The following is a 15,444-nucleotide window of genomic DNA, read 5'->3' on the forward strand; positions in this document are numbered from 1 at the left end:
CACGGGAGCCCCCTCTTGGCGAGCACAGCCATGACGACCAAGCACATCTTCGTCACCGGGGGTGTCGCCTCCTCCCTCGGCAAGGGCCTGACGGCCTCGAGCCTGGGTGCGCTGCTCAAGGCGCGCGGCCTCCGGGTCACGATGCAGAAGCTCGACCCGTACCTGAACGTCGACCCGGGCACGATGAACCCGTTCCAGCACGGCGAGGTGTTCGTCACCAACGACGGCGCCGAGACCGACCTGGACATCGGCCACTACGAGCGCTTCCTCGACGTCGACCTCGACGGCTCGGCCAACGTCACCACCGGCCAGGTCTACAACACGGTCATCGCCAAGGAGCGCCGCGGCGAGTACCTCGGTGACACCGTGCAGGTCATCCCGCACATCACCAACGAGATCAAGCACCGCATCCGCCGCATGGCGACCGAGGACGTCGACGTCGTCATCACCGAGGTCGGCGGCACCGTCGGCGACATCGAGTCGCTGCCGTTCCTGGAGACCGTCCGCCAGGTCCGCCACGAGGTCGGCCGCGACAACGTCTTCGTCGTGCACATCTCGCTGCTGCCCTACATCGGCCCCTCCGGCGAGCTCAAGACCAAGCCGACCCAGCACTCGGTCGCGGCCCTGCGCAACATCGGCATCCAGCCCGACGCGATCGTGCTGCGCGCCGACCGCGACGTCCCCACCTCCATCAAGCGCAAGATCTCGCTGATGTGCGACGTGGACGAGGCGGCCGTGGTCGCCGCGATCGACGCCAAGTCGATCTACGACATCCCGAAGGTGCTGCACACCGAGGGCCTCGACGCGTACGTCGTGCGCAAGCTCGACCTGCCGTTCCGCGACGTGGACTGGACGGTGTGGGAGGACCTGCTGGACCGCGTCCACAACCCCGACCACGAGGTCAAGGTCGCGCTCGTCGGCAAGTACATCGACCTGCCCGACGCCTACCTGTCGGTGACCGAGGCGCTGCGCGCCGGCGGCTTCGCCAACAAGGCCCGCGTCCAGATCAAGTGGGTCACCTCCGACGACTGCAAGACCCCGGCCGGCGCCGCCGCGCAGCTGTCCGACGTCGACGCGATCTGCGTGCCCGGCGGCTTCGGCGACCGCGGCGTGAACGGCAAGGTCGGCGCGATCACCTACGCCCGCGAGAACAGGATCCCGCTGCTCGGCCTGTGCCTGGGCCTGCAGTGCGTGGTGATCGAGGCCGCGCGCAACCTCGCGGGCATCGCGGAGGCCAACTCCACCGAGTTCGACGCCTCCACCCCGCACCCGGTGATCTCCACGATGGAGGAGCAGCTGGCCTTCGTCGAGGGCGCGGGCGACCTGGGCGGAACGATGCGCCTGGGCATGTACCCGGCGAAGCTCGCGGAGGGCTCCATCGTCCGCGAGGTCTACGGCGACCAGGCGTACGTGGACGAGCGCCACCGCCACCGCTACGAGGTCAACAACGCCTACCGCGGCGAGCTGGAGAAGAAGGCGGGCCTCGTCTTCTCCGGCACCTCCCCGGACAACAAGCTCGTCGAGTACGTCGAGTACCCGCGCGAGGTGCACCCCTACCTGGTGGCCACCCAGGCCCACCCGGAGCTGCGCTCCCGCCCGACCCGGCCGCACCCGCTGTTCGCGGGCCTGGTCAAGGCCGCGGTGGAGCGCCAGCAGGCCGCGAAGGCCAAGTGACGGTCTGACCGCATAACGTAGACGGCCGGGGCAAGGATCTTGCCCCGGCTGTCGCGTTCTCGGAAGGACACGGGGTACGGATCATGGCCATGGGCATCGCGGACAACGGGGAGTCGTGGGAGGTCATCGCCTCACGGACCCCGTTCGAGGGCGCGAAGACGTCGGTCCGCTCGGACCAGGTGAGCATGCCGGACGGAGCGGTGGTGCGCCGCGACTACCAGGTGCACCCGGGCTCGGTGTGCGTGCTGGCGCTCGACGAGGACGGGCACGTGCTCGTGCTGCGCCAGTACCGACACCCGGTACGGCACAGGCTGTGGGAGCTCCCCGCGGGGCTGCTCGACGTACCCGGCGAGAACCCGCTGCACGCGGCCCAGCGGGAACTGTACGAGGAGGCACACGTCAAGGCCGAGGACTGGCGGGTCCTCGCCGACTTCTTCGCCTCCCCCGGCGGATCGGACGAGGCGATCCGGATCTTCCTCGCCCGTGGCTTGTCCGAGGCGGAGGGCGCGCGGTACGAGGTCTCGGAGGAGGAGGCGGACATGGAGATCGCCCGCGTTCCGCTGGCCGACCTCGTACGCGGCGTGCTGGAGGGGCGACTCGGCAACCCCGGCCTGGTCACGGGCGTGCTGGCGCTCTCCGCGGCCCAGGCCGCCCCGGGCGGCATCGACTCCCTCCGCCCCGCCCTGGCCCCCTGGCCGGCCCGCCCCTACGAGGCCTGACCGGCCGCCGGGCCGGCGCGGCACCGCCCGCGGGGCGGACGCGCCGACCCGGCTGGGCCGAACGAACCCGCGGTGTGACCATCCGCTGATCCGATCGGGCGATCCCCAGGCCGCGCTCCACACGGGTCGTCGCTCTGCGTGAACTACGCTCGCAACCCGAAGGCAGGGAGAGGAGCGGATCCGTGACGGATTTCGTCGGGCGGCGGCGTGAGCTCAAGGAGCTGCGCGAGGACATCGCACGGACCGGGCTCGACACCCTCTCGGGACGCAAGGCCAAATCGCCCAGGGCGCGCGTGCTGCTCGTCGCCGGCCGGCCCGGGTCGGGGCGCACCGCCCTGGCCGAGGCGTTCGTGCGCGAGGTCGCCGAAGACTACCCCGACGGGGTGCTCAGGGTCCGCCTCACCACCCCGGGCGGGGAGACCGTGGCCACCGAGCGGGCGATCCGGACCCTGCTGGAGGGGCTGGGCGAGGCCACGCCCCCCGGCGCCGCCGAGGACGAACTGAGCTCCGCGCTGCGCGCCGCCCTCACCGGACGGCGCACGATCCTCCTCGTCGACGACGCCGCCGACCCGTACCAGGTCGACGCGCTGCTGCCGGACACCCCCGAATGCCTCGTCGTCATCACCGCCGAGGGGCCGCTCACCGGGATTCCGGATGTCCGCCCCTGCACCCTCGGGGGGCTCGACACCCCCTCCGGGGTCCAGATGCTCGTCCAGCGCATCGGCGACACCCGCATCGCGGTCGACCCCCTCGCCGCCGAGGCCCTCGTCGAGGAGTGCGGAGGGCAGCCCGCCGCGCTGGCCCTGGCCGGCGGCTGGCTCGCGGCCCACCCCAAGGCCGCCGTCGCCGACGTGGCCAAACAGCTCCACGAGATGCCCCCCGGCACCAGCGGCCCGCTGGGCCGCGCCTTCCGGCTCGTCTACGAGTCCCTGCCGCAGCCCGCCCAGCGGACCCTCCGCTTGCTGCCGCTCGCCCCCGCGGGCATCGTCGACTCGCACACCGCCTCCGCCCTCGCCGGCTGCTCCGTGGCCGCCGCGCAGTCCACCCTGGAGGACTTCGCCGGACTGGGCCTCGTGCGGCACGCCTCCGACGGGCTCTTCCTGCTGCCCGGCTGCCTCGCACCGCTGATCCAGGCCCTGCTGGAGGCCAAGGAGCGCACCGCCGAGGTCCAGCTGGCCCGCGCCCGCATGCTGGAGCGCACCGTACGCCTGCTGCACTCCTGCCGGCTCATGGCCGAAACCGGCGAGGGGGAGGGGGGTGGGGAAGGCGCGGGCCCCCGCCTGCTCGGGCCGGAGAAGCTGGAGGGACTGCCGCGCGCGCTGCGCTTCCCCGACCGGCGGGCTGCCGCCACCTGGCTCGACACCCGGCTGCCCGCGCTGTCCGCGGCCGCCGCGCTGGCCGTCGCCGACGGCGGGCTGGACACCCTGGCCCGTCGGCTGGTCGCAGCCCTCGTACGGGCCCTCGCGGAGCACCGCGGCACCGCAGGGGCCGCCCCCGAGCTGTACGGGCTGCACCGCCTGGTCCTGGACGTGGCCGAGCGCCGCAGCCTGTACCGGGAGCAGGCCGCGGCCCTGCTGAACCTGGCCGACCTGGACGCCGAGACCGGCCGCACCCAGGAGGCCCTGGAGCGCTACCGGGCCGCGCTGGACGCGGGACGGGCCGCGAACGACCCGTACGCCACCGGACGGGCGATGGAATCCGTAGGGGGCGCCTACCAGGAGCTCGCCGACTGGCACCGTGCCGCCGACTGGTTCGGCCGGGCGCTGGCCCAGGCCCTGGCGCGCGGGGAGCGCGCGGACGAGGCCCGGCTGTACGGACGGCTCGGCAACGTGCACACGTACGCGGGCCGCTACGGGGACGCGCTGCGCAGCTGGCGGACCGCCGCCGCGGGGTACCGGAAACTGGCCGATGTGCCGGGCCAGGCAAAGGCGTTGAGCGAGATGGCGCGAATCCAGGAGTACGCCGGGCGGCCCGAGGAATCGCTGCACACCTGCCGCGAGGCGGTGGAGCTCGCGCGCCGGGCCGGAGACCTGCGGCTTCAGGCCGCGCTCCAGGTGCGGCTGGCCGACACGCTGGACAGGCTCGGCGACCCCGCTGCCGCGAGGCTGCACCGCTCTGCGGCCGACAGATTGCTGGGAGACGACCCCGCAGCCTGCGAAATCCGTAGTGGTTCCGACTGAGATTATTGGTTTGCAAGGCTAGACAGCGCGTCGTCCTTCATTAGACTGGCTTCACCACGACATCCCGTGGTGCATCCCGTTGCGCGTTCTTGTGGGCGGGTATGTATGAAAGTGCCCCGTAATATCCCCTGAGCCAAGGACCGTGATCGACGATGAAGGTCGGCATCCCCCGCGAGGTCAAGAACAACGAGTTCCGGGTCGCCATCACGCCCGCCGGCGTGCATGAGCTGGTCCGCAACGGCCACCAGGTCTTCATCGAGCAGAACGCCGGTGTCGGCTCCTCGATCACGGACGCGGAGTACGTCGCCGCCGGTGCCGAGATCCTCGGCACCGCCGACGAGGTCTGGGCGACCGCCGACCTGCTGCTGAAGGTCAAGGAGCCCATCGCCGAGGAGTACCACCGCCTCCGCAAGGACCAGACCCTCTTCACCTACCTGCACCTGGCGGCCTCCCGCGAGTGCACGGACGCCCTCCTGGAGTCCGGCACCACCGCCATCGCGTACGAGACGGTCGAGCTCGCCAACCGCGCGCTCCCGCTGCTCGCCCCGATGTCCGAGGTCGCGGGCCGTCTGGCCCCGCAGGTCGGCGCCTACCACCTGATGCGCTCGGCCGGCGGCCGCGGCGTGCTCCCCGGCGGTGTCCCCGGCACCCACGCCGGCGAGTGCGTGGTCATCGGCGGCGGCGTCTCCGGCTGGAACGCCGCGCAGATCGCCATCGGCATGGGCTTCCACGTGACCCTGCTCGACAAGGACATCAACAAGCTCCGCGAGGCCGACAAGATCTTCGGCACGAAGATCAAGACGATCGTCTCCAACGCCTACGAGCTGGAGAAGGCCGTCGTCGAGGCCGACCTCGTCATCGGTGCCGTGCTGATCCCGGGTGCGAAGGCGCCGAAGCTGGTCACCAACGAGCTCGTCGCCAAGATGAAGCCCGGAAGTGTCCTTGTCGACATTGCGATCGACCAGGGCGGCTGCTTCGAGGACTCCCGTCCGACCACCCACGCCGAGCCGACCTTCCAGGTCCACAACTCGGTCTTCTACTGCGTCGCCAACATGCCGGGCGCGGTGCCGAACACCTCCACCTACGCGCTGACCAACGCGACCCTGCCCTACATCGTGCAGCTCGCGAACCTCGGCTGGGTCGAGGCGCTGCGCCGTGACCCCGCCCTGGCGCTGGGCCTCAACACCCATGAGGGTCAGGTCGTTTACGGTCCGGTCGCCGAGGCCCACGGCCTCCCGACCCTTGAGCTGGGCGCGCTGCTCGGCTGAAGCGTCAACGACTGACGTCAATCTCACGTATCCGGCCGGACCTTGCCCCAAGGTCCGGCCGGAGGCGTTTTCGGGGTACGCGCGGGGGTGGCTCAACTCGCCTCGAACGTAACCCTTTAACCCTTTCGCACACCCGCGAAACTTCGCGACGACAGCCCGGACGCCCTTGACAGAGTGGTGTTCGGTTGCCGACACATCGTTGCCGGTCCGACGGATTGTGTTGCCGCTGAGTGGTGACACGCCATAGAGTCGCCAACCGTCGGCATGGTGCCACGCTGACCTATCGATAAGTGTCCTGGTCACGTCCGAGGAGGTAAGACGACTTGTGAATGAGTCGACATTTGCTCCCGGAGGTGGTCGAGCAGGGACGCCTGACCGGGGCCAAGGACCCGCCGGGCTCGAAGCGGTCGGCTCCGTCGCAGTCCGCACCTTCGCAAACCACCAGCACATGACGACGCCCCAAAAGAGCATGGACGGCCTAGACGTGAACTCCAGGGCCGGCGACCTGAGCGGCGAAAAGCCCGTGGGTTTCGCCGACTACGAAAACGTGCCCGAAGGGCACTTCTACGACCCGGACGCCGAGTACGAGCCCGACCCCGAGTACGCGGCCACCCTCGCCCCCGACGCTGCCCGCCAGCGCCGGGAGCGGATCGGCCCGACCGGACGGCCGCTGCCGTACTTCCCGATCCCGGGTCCGCTGACCGACCACGGTCCGGCGAAGATCATCGCGATGTGCAACCAGAAGGGCGGCGTGGGCAAGACCACGTCGACCATCAACCTGGGCGCCGCACTCGCCGAGTACGGGCGCCGCGTGCTGCTCGTCGACTTCGACCCGCAGGGCGCACTGTCCGTGGGCCTCGGCGTGAACCCGATGGAACTCGACCTGACGGTCTACAACCTGCTCATGGAGCGGGGCATGTCGGCCGACGAGGTCCTGCTCAAGACGGCGGTCCCCAACATGGACCTGCTGCCGAGCAACATCGACCTGTCCGCTGCCGAAGTGCAGTTGGTCAGCGAGGTCGCGAGAGAGTCGACGCTGCAGCGGGCGCTGAAACCGCTGATGGCGGACTACGACTACATCGTGATCGACTGTCAGCCCTCGCTCGGTCTGCTGACCGTGAACGCCCTGACGGCGGCTCACAAGGTCATCGTGCCGCTGGAGTGCGAGTTCTTCGCGCTGCGCGGTGTGGCACTGCTGACCGAGACCATCGAGAAGGTGCAGGAGCGGCTCAACCCCGAGCTGGAGCTCGACGGCATCCTCGCCACGATGTACGACTCCCGTACGGTGCACAGCCGTGAGGTGCTGGCGCGCGTCGTCGAGGCCTTCGACGACCACGTCTACCACACGGTCATCGGCCGCACGGTGCGCTTCCCGGAGACCACGGTCGCCGGCGAGCCGATCACCACGTACGCCTCCAACTCCGTCGGGGCCGCCGCCTATCGCCAGCTGGCCAGGGAGGTGCTCGCCCGGTGTCACGCCGAGTGAGTCTGCCCGGGGCCGACGAACTCTTCCGTACGACCGGGGGGATGGCGCTCCAGTCGTCCTCGCCGAGGCGGGGCCCGGAGGAGTCACCCGCCGGGGAACATGCGGCGGCGTCGGCGGAGGGCGCGGCGGGCGAGGGTCGCAGCCGGGAGGCGGCGGCCGGCACGGAGCCGGTGGTGGGTGCACCCCGCCGCCCGCAGGAAGGTTCTGTCAGTCCGGAATCCCGGCGGGGCAAGGGCCAGGGCCGCGGTGCGAACCGCAGGCCCAGCGGGCGGGAACGGCACGACGAGAAGATCACGGTCTACGTCTCCGCCGAGGAGCTGATGGACCTGGAGCACGCGCGGCTGGTGCTGCGCGGCGAACACGGGCTGGCGGTGGACCGCGGACGCATCGTCCGCGAGGCGGTGGCCGTGGTCCTGGCGGACCTGGAGTCCCGCGGCGACGCGAGCATCCTGGTCCGCAGACTCCGCGGCCGCTGACCCGCCTCCGGCGACGTGCCGGCGCAGCCGGGGCGGTGGCCTTGGGGCGGTATCGGCGGCGGCTTCGCGGGGGCGGTCGGCCCTGGGCTGGTCGGGGGAGCCGGTGGCGTTGCGGGGGCGGTGGCGTTGCGGGGCGCGGCGACGGTTCGGTTGCGTCGGTGGCTTCGCGGGGGCGGTGGCTGGCGGTCGCTGGTGGTGGTGCCGGTGGCGTTGCGGGGGCGGGGGCTCTGAAGCTGCTGGGTGGTGATGGTGGTGGTTTTTGCGGGTCGGTGTCGGTGGTGTGCGGGGGGATGCTCCGTCGGGTGGCCTGCAGCCGCCCCTGGCCGTGGGGCGTGCGCTTGTTTGCGGCCTGCGGGCCGGCTTTCCTGAGCCTTACGGCGCCTCCGTCGTAGTTCCGTCCCGTGTGCCGGCCCCGTCTGTGCCCGCGGCCCGGACGCCACCGCGATGACCGACCACGGGGTGAAGACGTCCGCGTGGCTGCGGCCCGCACGCTTCACCCCGGCCGTGCCGGCCACCCCTCCCGGTGGGAGGGCGGTCGTGACCGGCACTGACGTGGACGGGTTGCGTGCCGCGGGCAGTGGCTTCCCGCTTTGTCCTGTTGTGACGGGGGCGTGGATGGGCCTGCTGCTTCGTGGCGGCGCGGGTGACTCGTCCGGGTTGTCGTGACGGTGGCTGGTGTCGGGTCTGTCCGGTGTGTTGCGGTGTGTGGGTTCTCTCAGCTGTGGTGAGGGGTGGCGCAGCCGGGGGGAGGGCCCGTGACGGGCTGTCGGTAGGCGGGGAGGGCGGGCCAGCAGGCCTGCCTTGAGGGCACCTCCGGTGCGGTTGTCGCGCTCCGGTCCGTGTGGCTTCCGCCCCACCCTTCCGTCCTCATTCGCGTGCCCCGGCCCGGGGGCTTCCGCTCACCACCCTCCCGGTGGGGAGCCGTATCCCGGCCCGGGGTTTCCGCCCGCCACCCTCCCGGTGGGGAGCCGCATCCCGGCCAGGGGCGGCCGCCCGCCACCCTCCGGACGGGAGGGGTTCGGGTTTCGGTCGTGCTCGGGGGCTGCGGGTGGTGTGGGCGTGGGAGGCTTGGGGCCGCCCGCTCCGTACTGCCTTGGACCGTCATGCCCCTTCCCGCCGATCCCGGCCGCCCCGCTCGCCGCAGTCTGGGCCGCGGGCCGGGTGCCCTGGTGTCGACCGAGCCGCAAGAGCCGCATGCGCCCGCTGAGGGGCCCGTGACGGGCGAGTCGGGCGAAGGGGCCGCCGGGGCCCCTGAGGTCGCTGACGCCCCCGCAGGGGCCCCGCAGGGGCCTGTGGAGGGCGCAGGGGAGGGCGCGGCGGAGGCCGGCGGGCGGTTCACCTTGCGGCTCGCCAACTTCGAAGGGCCCTTCGACCTGCTGCTCCAGCTGATCTCCCGGCACAAGCTCGACGTCACCGAAGTCGCCCTCTCCAAGGTCACCGACGAGTTCATGGCGCACATCCGCGCGATGGGCCCGGACTGGGACCTCGACCAGACCACCGAGTTCCTCGTCGTGGCCGCGACCCTGCTCGACCTCAAGGCGGCCCGCCTGCTCCCCGCAGCCGAGGTCGAGGACGAGGCCGACCTCGCCCTGCTGGAGGCCCGCGACCTGCTGTTCGCCCGGCTGCTCCAGTACCGCGCGTACAAGCAGATCGCCGAGATCTTCGATCGCCGCGCCGCCGACGAGGGCCGCCGTCACCCCCGTACCGTCGGCCTGGAGGACCACCATGCCGAGCTGCTCCCCGAGGTCGTCATCGGCATCGGTGCGGACGGCTTCGCCCGGCTGGCGGTCAAGGCCATGCAGCCCAAGGCCAAGCCGCAGGTCTACGTCGACCACATCCACGCCCCGCTGGTCAGCGTGCGCGAGCAGGCCGCCGTCGTGGTCGCCCTGCTCAAGGCGCGCGGCGAGGCCACCTTCGCGGAGCTGACCGAGGGCGTGGGCGACACCCTCACCGTCGTCGCCCGCTTCCTGGCCCTCCTGGAGCTCTACCGGGAGAGGGCGGTGGTCCTCGACCAGGAGGAGGCGCTGCGGACGCTCACCGTCCGCTGGAGCGGCGGCGACGGTGACGGGATGCCGAAGGTGACCGACGAGTTCGACCGGATCGTGGAGGTCAAGGAATGACGACGGAGAGCGCCGTGGCGGCCCTGGCGCTGAAGCCCGCCCTGGAGGCCGTCCTCATGGTCGTGGACGAGCCCGCGACCGAGGCGCACCTCGCCAAGGTGCTGGACCGCACCCCGCGCGAGGTCGCGGACGCCTTGCGCGAGCTGGCCGACGAGTACACCGTGCAGGGCCGCGGTTTCGAGCTGCGGCTCGTCGCCGGCGGCTGGCGCTTCTACACCCGCGCGGAGTACTCCGCCGCCGTCGAGCGCTTCGTGCTGGACGGCCAGCAGGCCCGGCTGACCCAGGCCGCCCTGGAGACCCTGGCGGTGGTCGCGTACCGACAGCCGGTGAGTCGATCGCGGGTCTCGGCGGTCCGCGGAGTGAACTGCGACGGGGTCATGCGGACCCTGCTCCAGCGCGGTCTGGTGGCCGAGGCGGGCACGGAACCCGAAACAGGTGCGATCCTGTACAGGACGACGAACTACTTTCTGGAGCGGATGGGCCTGCGCGGCCTGGACGAGCTCCCGGAGCTCGCGCCCTTCCTCCCCGAGGCGGACGCGATCGAAGCCGAGACGCAAGAGGGTGTTCCGTCGTTCGATCCGGATGCACCGGATACCGATGAAGACGACAAGACGACGGAACTTTGATGCGAAGCAGCGGCAACGGCAACGGCGGCGGTAACAGGAACAGCGGCGGCAGTGGCGGCGGGCGCGGTAACTCCCGCGGCGGCTCCTCCTCCGGCGGCGGTGGCTACCGCGGCGGCAGCTCCTCCGGTGGAGGCGGCCAGCGTGGCGGCTCCGGCGGCGGTGGCTACCGCGGCGGCTCCTCCTCCGGCGGTGGCTACCGCGGCGGGAGCTCCGGCGGCGGTTACGGCGGTGGCTCCGGCTCGGGCGCCCCGCGCGACCGTGACCGTGACCAGGCCCCGCAGCGCCCCCGCAACCCCCGTCCCGAGGAGCGCCGCTACGACGTCGGCCCCGAGGGCGAGCGCAGCCGCGGCGGTGCCCGCGGCGACGCGGCGCGCGGCGGCGCCAAGGGCGGCCCCCGTGGCGCCAAGACCCCCGGCATCGGCGGGGCCGGCGGCCCGCGCCGCGGCCCGGGCAGCCGCAGCGGTCAGTCGCGTCCCCGCGAGCTGGACGCGCGGATCGAGGAGCGCGTGCGCGACCGGTACGCGGACAAGCCGGTGATCAAGACCCCGAAGACCTTCCCGGGCGCGGAGCAGGAGGGCGAGCGCCTGCAGAAGGTGCTCGCCCGTGCCGGCATGGGCTCGCGCCGTGCGTGCGAGGAGCTCATCGAGCAGGCGCGCGTCGAGGTCAACGGCGAGATCGTGCTGGAGCAGGGCAAGCGCGTGCAGCCGAAGGACGAGATCAAGGTGGACGGCCTGACGGTCGCCACCCAGTCGTACCTGTTCTTCGCGCTGAACAAGCCCGCCGGTGTCGTCTCCACGATGGAGGACCCGGACGGCCGTCAGTGCCTCGGTGACTACGTCACCAACCGTGAGACCCGTCTCTTCCACGTCGGCCGCCTCGACACCGAGACGGAGGGCATCATCCTGCTCACCAACCACGGCGAGCTGGCCCACCGCCTCACGCACCCGAAGTACGGCGTGAAGAAGACGTACGTCGCCGCGATCACCGGCTCGCTGCCGCGTGACATCGGCAAGCGGCTCAAGGACGGCATCGAGCTGGAGGACGGCTGGGCCCGCGCCGACAACTTCCGGGTCATCGACCAGGTCGGCAAGAACTACATGGTCGAGGTGACCCTGCACGAGGGCCGCAAGCACATCGTCCGCCGCATGCTGGCCGAGGCGGGCTTCCCCGTCGACAAGCTCGTGCGGACCTCCTTCGGCCCGATCGAGCTGGGCGACCAGAAGTCCGGCTGGCTGCGCCGCCTGACGAACACCGAGGTCGGCATGCTCATGCGCGAGGTCGGTCTGTAGCCGGTCCGCCCCGACGAGCGAAAAGCCCGCAGTGCCCCCGTGGCGCTGCGGGCTTTTCCGCTTGTCAGGGACCCGCCTCACTGTTTATAGTCAACGTGACCATTAAAGAGCGAGGGGGTCGGGCGCCATGAGCTGGACCGAAATACTGGGCTTCGTCACCGGAGCCCTGTGCGTCTGGCTCGTCGCCCGGCAGCACGTCGCGAACTGGCCGATCGGCATCGCCAACAACGTCTTCTTCATCGTGCTGTTCGTGCGGTCCGGCCTGTACGCCGACGCCGGACTGCAGATCGTCTTCGTCGCCCTCGCCGCGTTCGGCTGGTGGACCTGGACCCACGGGGGTGGACCAGGCTCCGCACAGGCCCTTCCGGTACGCCGCACCACGCGTACCGAATGGGCCGCGCTGGGCGCGGCGGGGGCGGCGGGGGTCCTCGGACTCACGCTGCTGCTGAGCCGGGTCACCGACTCCACCGTCCCGTTCTGGGACGCGCTGACCACCGGGCTCTCGCTCATGGCCACGTACGGCCAGTGCCGCAAACTCCTGGAGTCGTGGTGGCTGTGGATCGCCGCCGACCTCGTCTACATCCCGCTGTACGCGTACAAGGGCCTGTATCTCACCTCGGCTCTGTACGCCGGCTTCCTCGCGCTGTGCGTGGTGGGTCTGCTCGGCTGGCGGCGCACGATGCCGGCGGACGGCGCCCGTACGACGACGGCGGGGGCCACGGCATGAGCACGGCGGTGCGCTACGCCCACGGCCTGGTGCTGGGCAAGTTCTACCCGCCGCACGCCGGGCACCACCACCTGGTGCGCACCGCCCAGGAGCAGTGCGAACGGCTGACGGTACTGGTGTGCGCCGCCTCGGTGGAATCGGTGCCGCTCGCCGACCGGGTGGCGTGGATGCGCGAGGCGCACCCGGGGGTACAGGTCGTCGGCGCGGTCGACGACATCCCGGTCGACCTGCACGATCCGGCGGTCTGGGAGGCGCACATGGCGGTCTTCCGGGGCGCGGTGCCCGGCCCGGTCGACGCCGTCTTCACCTCGGAGGAGTACGGGACCGAACTCGCCCGGCGGTTCGGGGCCGAGGAGGTCTGCGTGGACCCCGGGCGCACCCGCTTCCCCGTCTCCGGCACGGCCGTACGGGCCGACCCGGCCGGGTACTGGGAGTTCCTGGGGCCGGGCGTACGGGCCGCCCTGACCCGGCGGATCGTCGTGCTCGGCGCCGAGTCGACCGGTACGACGACCCTGTCGCGGGCCCTCGCGGACCACTACCGGGCGCGCGGCGGGGTCTGGGCCGCGACGGGCTGGGTCGCGGAGTACGGGCGCACGTACAGCGAGGAGAAGCTCGCGGCGGCCCGCGCGGCGGACCCGGCGGCGACCTGGGAGGACGTGGCCTTCACCTCGGCGGAGTTCCCCGTGATCGCGCGGCGGCAGGACGCGGCGGAGGAGCGTGCGGCCCGGACGGGCTCCCCGGTGCTGATCTGCGACACCGACTCCTTCGCGACCGGCATCTGGCACGAGCGGTACCTGGGCGGCCGCAACGAGGAGGTCGAGAGGACCGCCGCGCTGACGCACCGGCACCTGTACCTGCTGACGGACCACGCGGACGTCCCCTTCGAGGACGACGGCCTGCGCGACGGCGAGCACCTGAGGCCCTGGATGACGGACCGCTTCCGAGCGGAACTCGAACGCACCGGGCGGCGTTTCCTGACCGTACGAGGCGATCACGAGACGCGGCTGAGGGCGGCGGTCGAGGCGGTCGACGAACTGCTCCGCGAGGGCTGGCACTTCGCGGACCCCCTGCCGGAGAGACGATGACGACGGCCTACGACCCGCACGCCTTCGAACCCTTCGCGGTGACGGTCGACCTGGCGGTGTTCACCGTCCGCGGCGGCGCGCTGCACGTCCTGCTGATCCGCCGCGGCCAGGACCCGTACGCGGGGGCCTGGGCGCTGCCCGGCGGCTTCCTGCTGCCCAGGGAGTCGGCGGAGACGGCGGCCCGCCGGGAACTGGCCGAGGAGACCGGTCTGCCGGAGGCGGTCGTCGGCGCGCTCCACCTGGAGCAGCTGCGCACGTACAGCGAGCCGGACCGCGATCCGCGGATGCGGGTCGTCTCCGTGGCCTTCACCGCCCTGGTCCCGGACATGCCGGAGCCGGTGGCGGAGGGCGGTGGCGATGCGGACCGGGCGCGCTGGGTGCCGGTGGGGACCACCGGGCCGCTGGCCTTCGACCACGCGCTGATCCTGTCCGACGCCCGCTCCCGCATCGGCGCGAAACTCGAATACACCTGCCTGGCCAGGGGGTTCTGCCCGCCCGAATTCACCCTGGGGGAGCTCCAGGCGGTCTACGAGACGGTCTGGGGCACCGCCCTGGACCGCCCCAACTTCCGCCGCAAGGTGCTGGCGACACCCGGCTTCGTCGAGGCGGTGCCGGGAGCGGCCCGCCTGACCGGAGGCCGCGGCAAACCGGCCGCGCTGTACCGGCCGGGCCCGGCGACCGCCCTCCACCCGCCCCTGCTCCGTCCCACGGAAGGACACGCGACATGACTGCGACCCCGAAGAAGCGGGCGGCGACGGGGGCCCTGATCGGCCTGGCCCTCGGCGACGCGCTGGGCTTCCCGACGGAGTTCAACGACGTCCCGTCGATCCTGGCCAAGACCGGCCCGTGGCGTGAGATGCGGCTGCCCCGCCCGGCCATCGTCACGGACGACACCCAGATGACGCTGGCGCTGGCGCGCGGAATACGCACGGCGACGGAGCGCGGGCCCGTGGGACCGCTCCGCCTGACGCGCCCGGTCCGCGAGGAGTTCGTGGACTGGTACCACTCCCCGGAGAACAACAGGGCGCCCGGCAACACGTGCCTGCGGGCGTGCAGCCTGCTGAACCAACCCTCCCGGGACTGGCGGGACGCGAGCCAGATCGGCTCCAAGGGCTGCGGGGCGAACATGAGGGTGGCCCCGGTGGGCCTCGTCCCCGGCTGGACGGAGGAGGAGCGGGCCGGCGCGGCCCAGCTCCAGTCGGCCCTGACCCACGGCCACCCGACGGCGCTCGCGGCCTCCGACCTGACCGCGCGGGCGGTGTACCTCCTCGCACAGGGCGCCGAGGTGACGGGCCTGGTCGGGCAGCTGCGCTCGTACGCCCTGCACCACCGCACGCGCTACCACGAGCGGTGGCTGGGCGACCTGTGGATGCGCACGGCGTCGGACGCGAGCCCGGAGTCGTTCATCGCCCGGGGCTGGGACGAATGCCTGGCGGCGCTGGACCGGCTGGCCGCGGCCCTGCGGACCCCGTCCCCGGAGACGGACCCGTGCCTGACGACGGGCGACGGCTGGATCGCGGAAGAGGCCCTCGCCACGGCCCTGCAGTGCTTCCTCCTCTTCCCGGAGGACCCCCTGACGGCCCTGCGCCGCGCAGCCTGCACGAAGGGCGACTCGGACTCGATCGCCTGCCTGGCCGGCGCCTTCGCGGGAGCCCACCTCGGCGCGGACGTCTGGCCCCGGGACTGGGAGGGCCGCATCGAGTACCGCGAGGACCTCCTGGCCTTCGGCACCCTCTGGGACGCGTGACCGTACGAAGCGCCCGACGCGCCCGATGAGCTCGTCGTGACGCGTCG

At 72.2% G+C, this 15,444-nt stretch carries 13 protein-coding genes; all 13 read left to right on the forward strand.

Going from position 1 to position 15,444, the window contains the following annotated elements:
- Positions 1-30: 30 nt before the first annotated feature.
- On the forward strand, positions 31-1,674 hold the full coding sequence (locus tag ACIPK4_RS24170; RefSeq protein ID WP_054227646.1) for a CTP synthase: 1,644 nt from the start codon (positions 31-33) through the stop codon (positions 1,672-1,674).
- A gap of 89 nt (positions 1,675-1,763) precedes the next feature.
- The gene (locus ACIPK4_RS24175; protein WP_402316267.1) at positions 1,764-2,393 is read left to right on the forward strand and encodes an NUDIX domain-containing protein; all 630 of its coding nucleotides are present in this window, start codon (positions 1,764-1,766) and stop codon (positions 2,391-2,393) included.
- Positions 2,394-2,575: 182 nt separating this feature from the next.
- Positions 2,576-4,573, forward strand: coding sequence for a tetratricopeptide repeat protein (locus tag ACIPK4_RS24180; protein ID WP_402315832.1), 1,998 nt, complete (start codon positions 2,576-2,578; stop codon positions 4,571-4,573).
- Positions 4,574-4,725: 152 nt separating this feature from the next.
- Complete coding sequence (gene ald / locus ACIPK4_RS24185) at positions 4,726-5,841, forward strand: alanine dehydrogenase (protein WP_054227645.1); 1,116 nt, start codon at positions 4,726-4,728, stop codon at positions 5,839-5,841.
- A gap of 325 nt (positions 5,842-6,166) precedes the next feature.
- Positions 6,167-7,327, forward strand: a complete 1,161-nt coding sequence (locus ACIPK4_RS24190; protein ID WP_082411119.1) for a ParA family protein — start codon at positions 6,167-6,169, stop codon at positions 7,325-7,327.
- Positions 7,312-7,803 carry a hypothetical protein gene (locus ACIPK4_RS24195; protein ID WP_402315835.1) on the forward strand — a complete coding sequence of 164 codons (492 nt, stop codon included), beginning with the start codon at positions 7,312-7,314 and terminating at the stop codon, positions 7,801-7,803. Before ACIPK4_RS24190 ends, ACIPK4_RS24195 begins: the two co-directional genes overlap by 16 nt.
- Positions 7,804-8,906: 1,103 nt before the next feature.
- Positions 8,907-9,923 carry a segregation/condensation protein A gene (locus ACIPK4_RS24200; RefSeq protein ID WP_402315837.1) on the forward strand — a complete coding sequence of 339 codons (1,017 nt, stop codon included), beginning with the start codon at positions 8,907-8,909 and terminating at the stop codon, positions 9,921-9,923.
- Positions 9,920-10,549: an SMC-Scp complex subunit ScpB gene (gene scpB, locus ACIPK4_RS24205; protein ID WP_054227643.1), complete on the forward strand. Its 630-nt coding sequence runs from the start codon at positions 9,920-9,922 to the stop codon at positions 10,547-10,549. Before ACIPK4_RS24200 ends, scpB begins: the two co-directional genes overlap by 4 nt.
- A complete protein-coding gene (locus ACIPK4_RS24210) occupies positions 10,549-11,838 on the forward strand; it encodes a pseudouridine synthase (protein WP_402315839.1) in 1,290 nt (429 codons plus the stop codon). Before scpB ends, ACIPK4_RS24210 begins: the two co-directional genes overlap by 1 nt.
- Positions 11,839-11,965: 127 nt before the next feature.
- Positions 11,966-12,565: a nicotinamide riboside transporter PnuC gene (pnuC, locus tag ACIPK4_RS24215; RefSeq protein WP_402315841.1), complete on the forward strand. Its 600-nt coding sequence runs from the start codon at positions 11,966-11,968 to the stop codon at positions 12,563-12,565.
- The gene (locus tag ACIPK4_RS24220) at positions 12,562-13,650 is read left to right on the forward strand and encodes an AAA family ATPase (RefSeq protein WP_402315843.1); all 1,089 of its coding nucleotides are present in this window, start codon (positions 12,562-12,564) and stop codon (positions 13,648-13,650) included. The genes pnuC and ACIPK4_RS24220 overlap by 4 nt, the downstream gene beginning before the upstream one ends.
- Positions 13,647-14,378 (forward strand): NUDIX hydrolase, encoded by a 732-nt coding sequence (locus ACIPK4_RS24225; protein ID WP_402315845.1) that lies wholly within the window; start codon positions 13,647-13,649, stop codon positions 14,376-14,378. The genes ACIPK4_RS24220 and ACIPK4_RS24225 overlap by 4 nt, the downstream gene beginning before the upstream one ends.
- Positions 14,375-15,397, forward strand: a complete 1,023-nt coding sequence (locus tag ACIPK4_RS24230; RefSeq protein WP_402315847.1) for an ADP-ribosylglycohydrolase family protein — start codon at positions 14,375-14,377, stop codon at positions 15,395-15,397. Before ACIPK4_RS24225 ends, ACIPK4_RS24230 begins: the two co-directional genes overlap by 4 nt.
- Positions 15,398-15,444 lie beyond the last annotated feature (47 nt).

The sequence above is a fragment of the Streptomyces sp. NPDC086989 genome, from assembly GCF_044745505.1.
Lineage (GTDB): Bacteria > Actinomycetota > Actinomycetes > Streptomycetales > Streptomycetaceae > Streptomyces.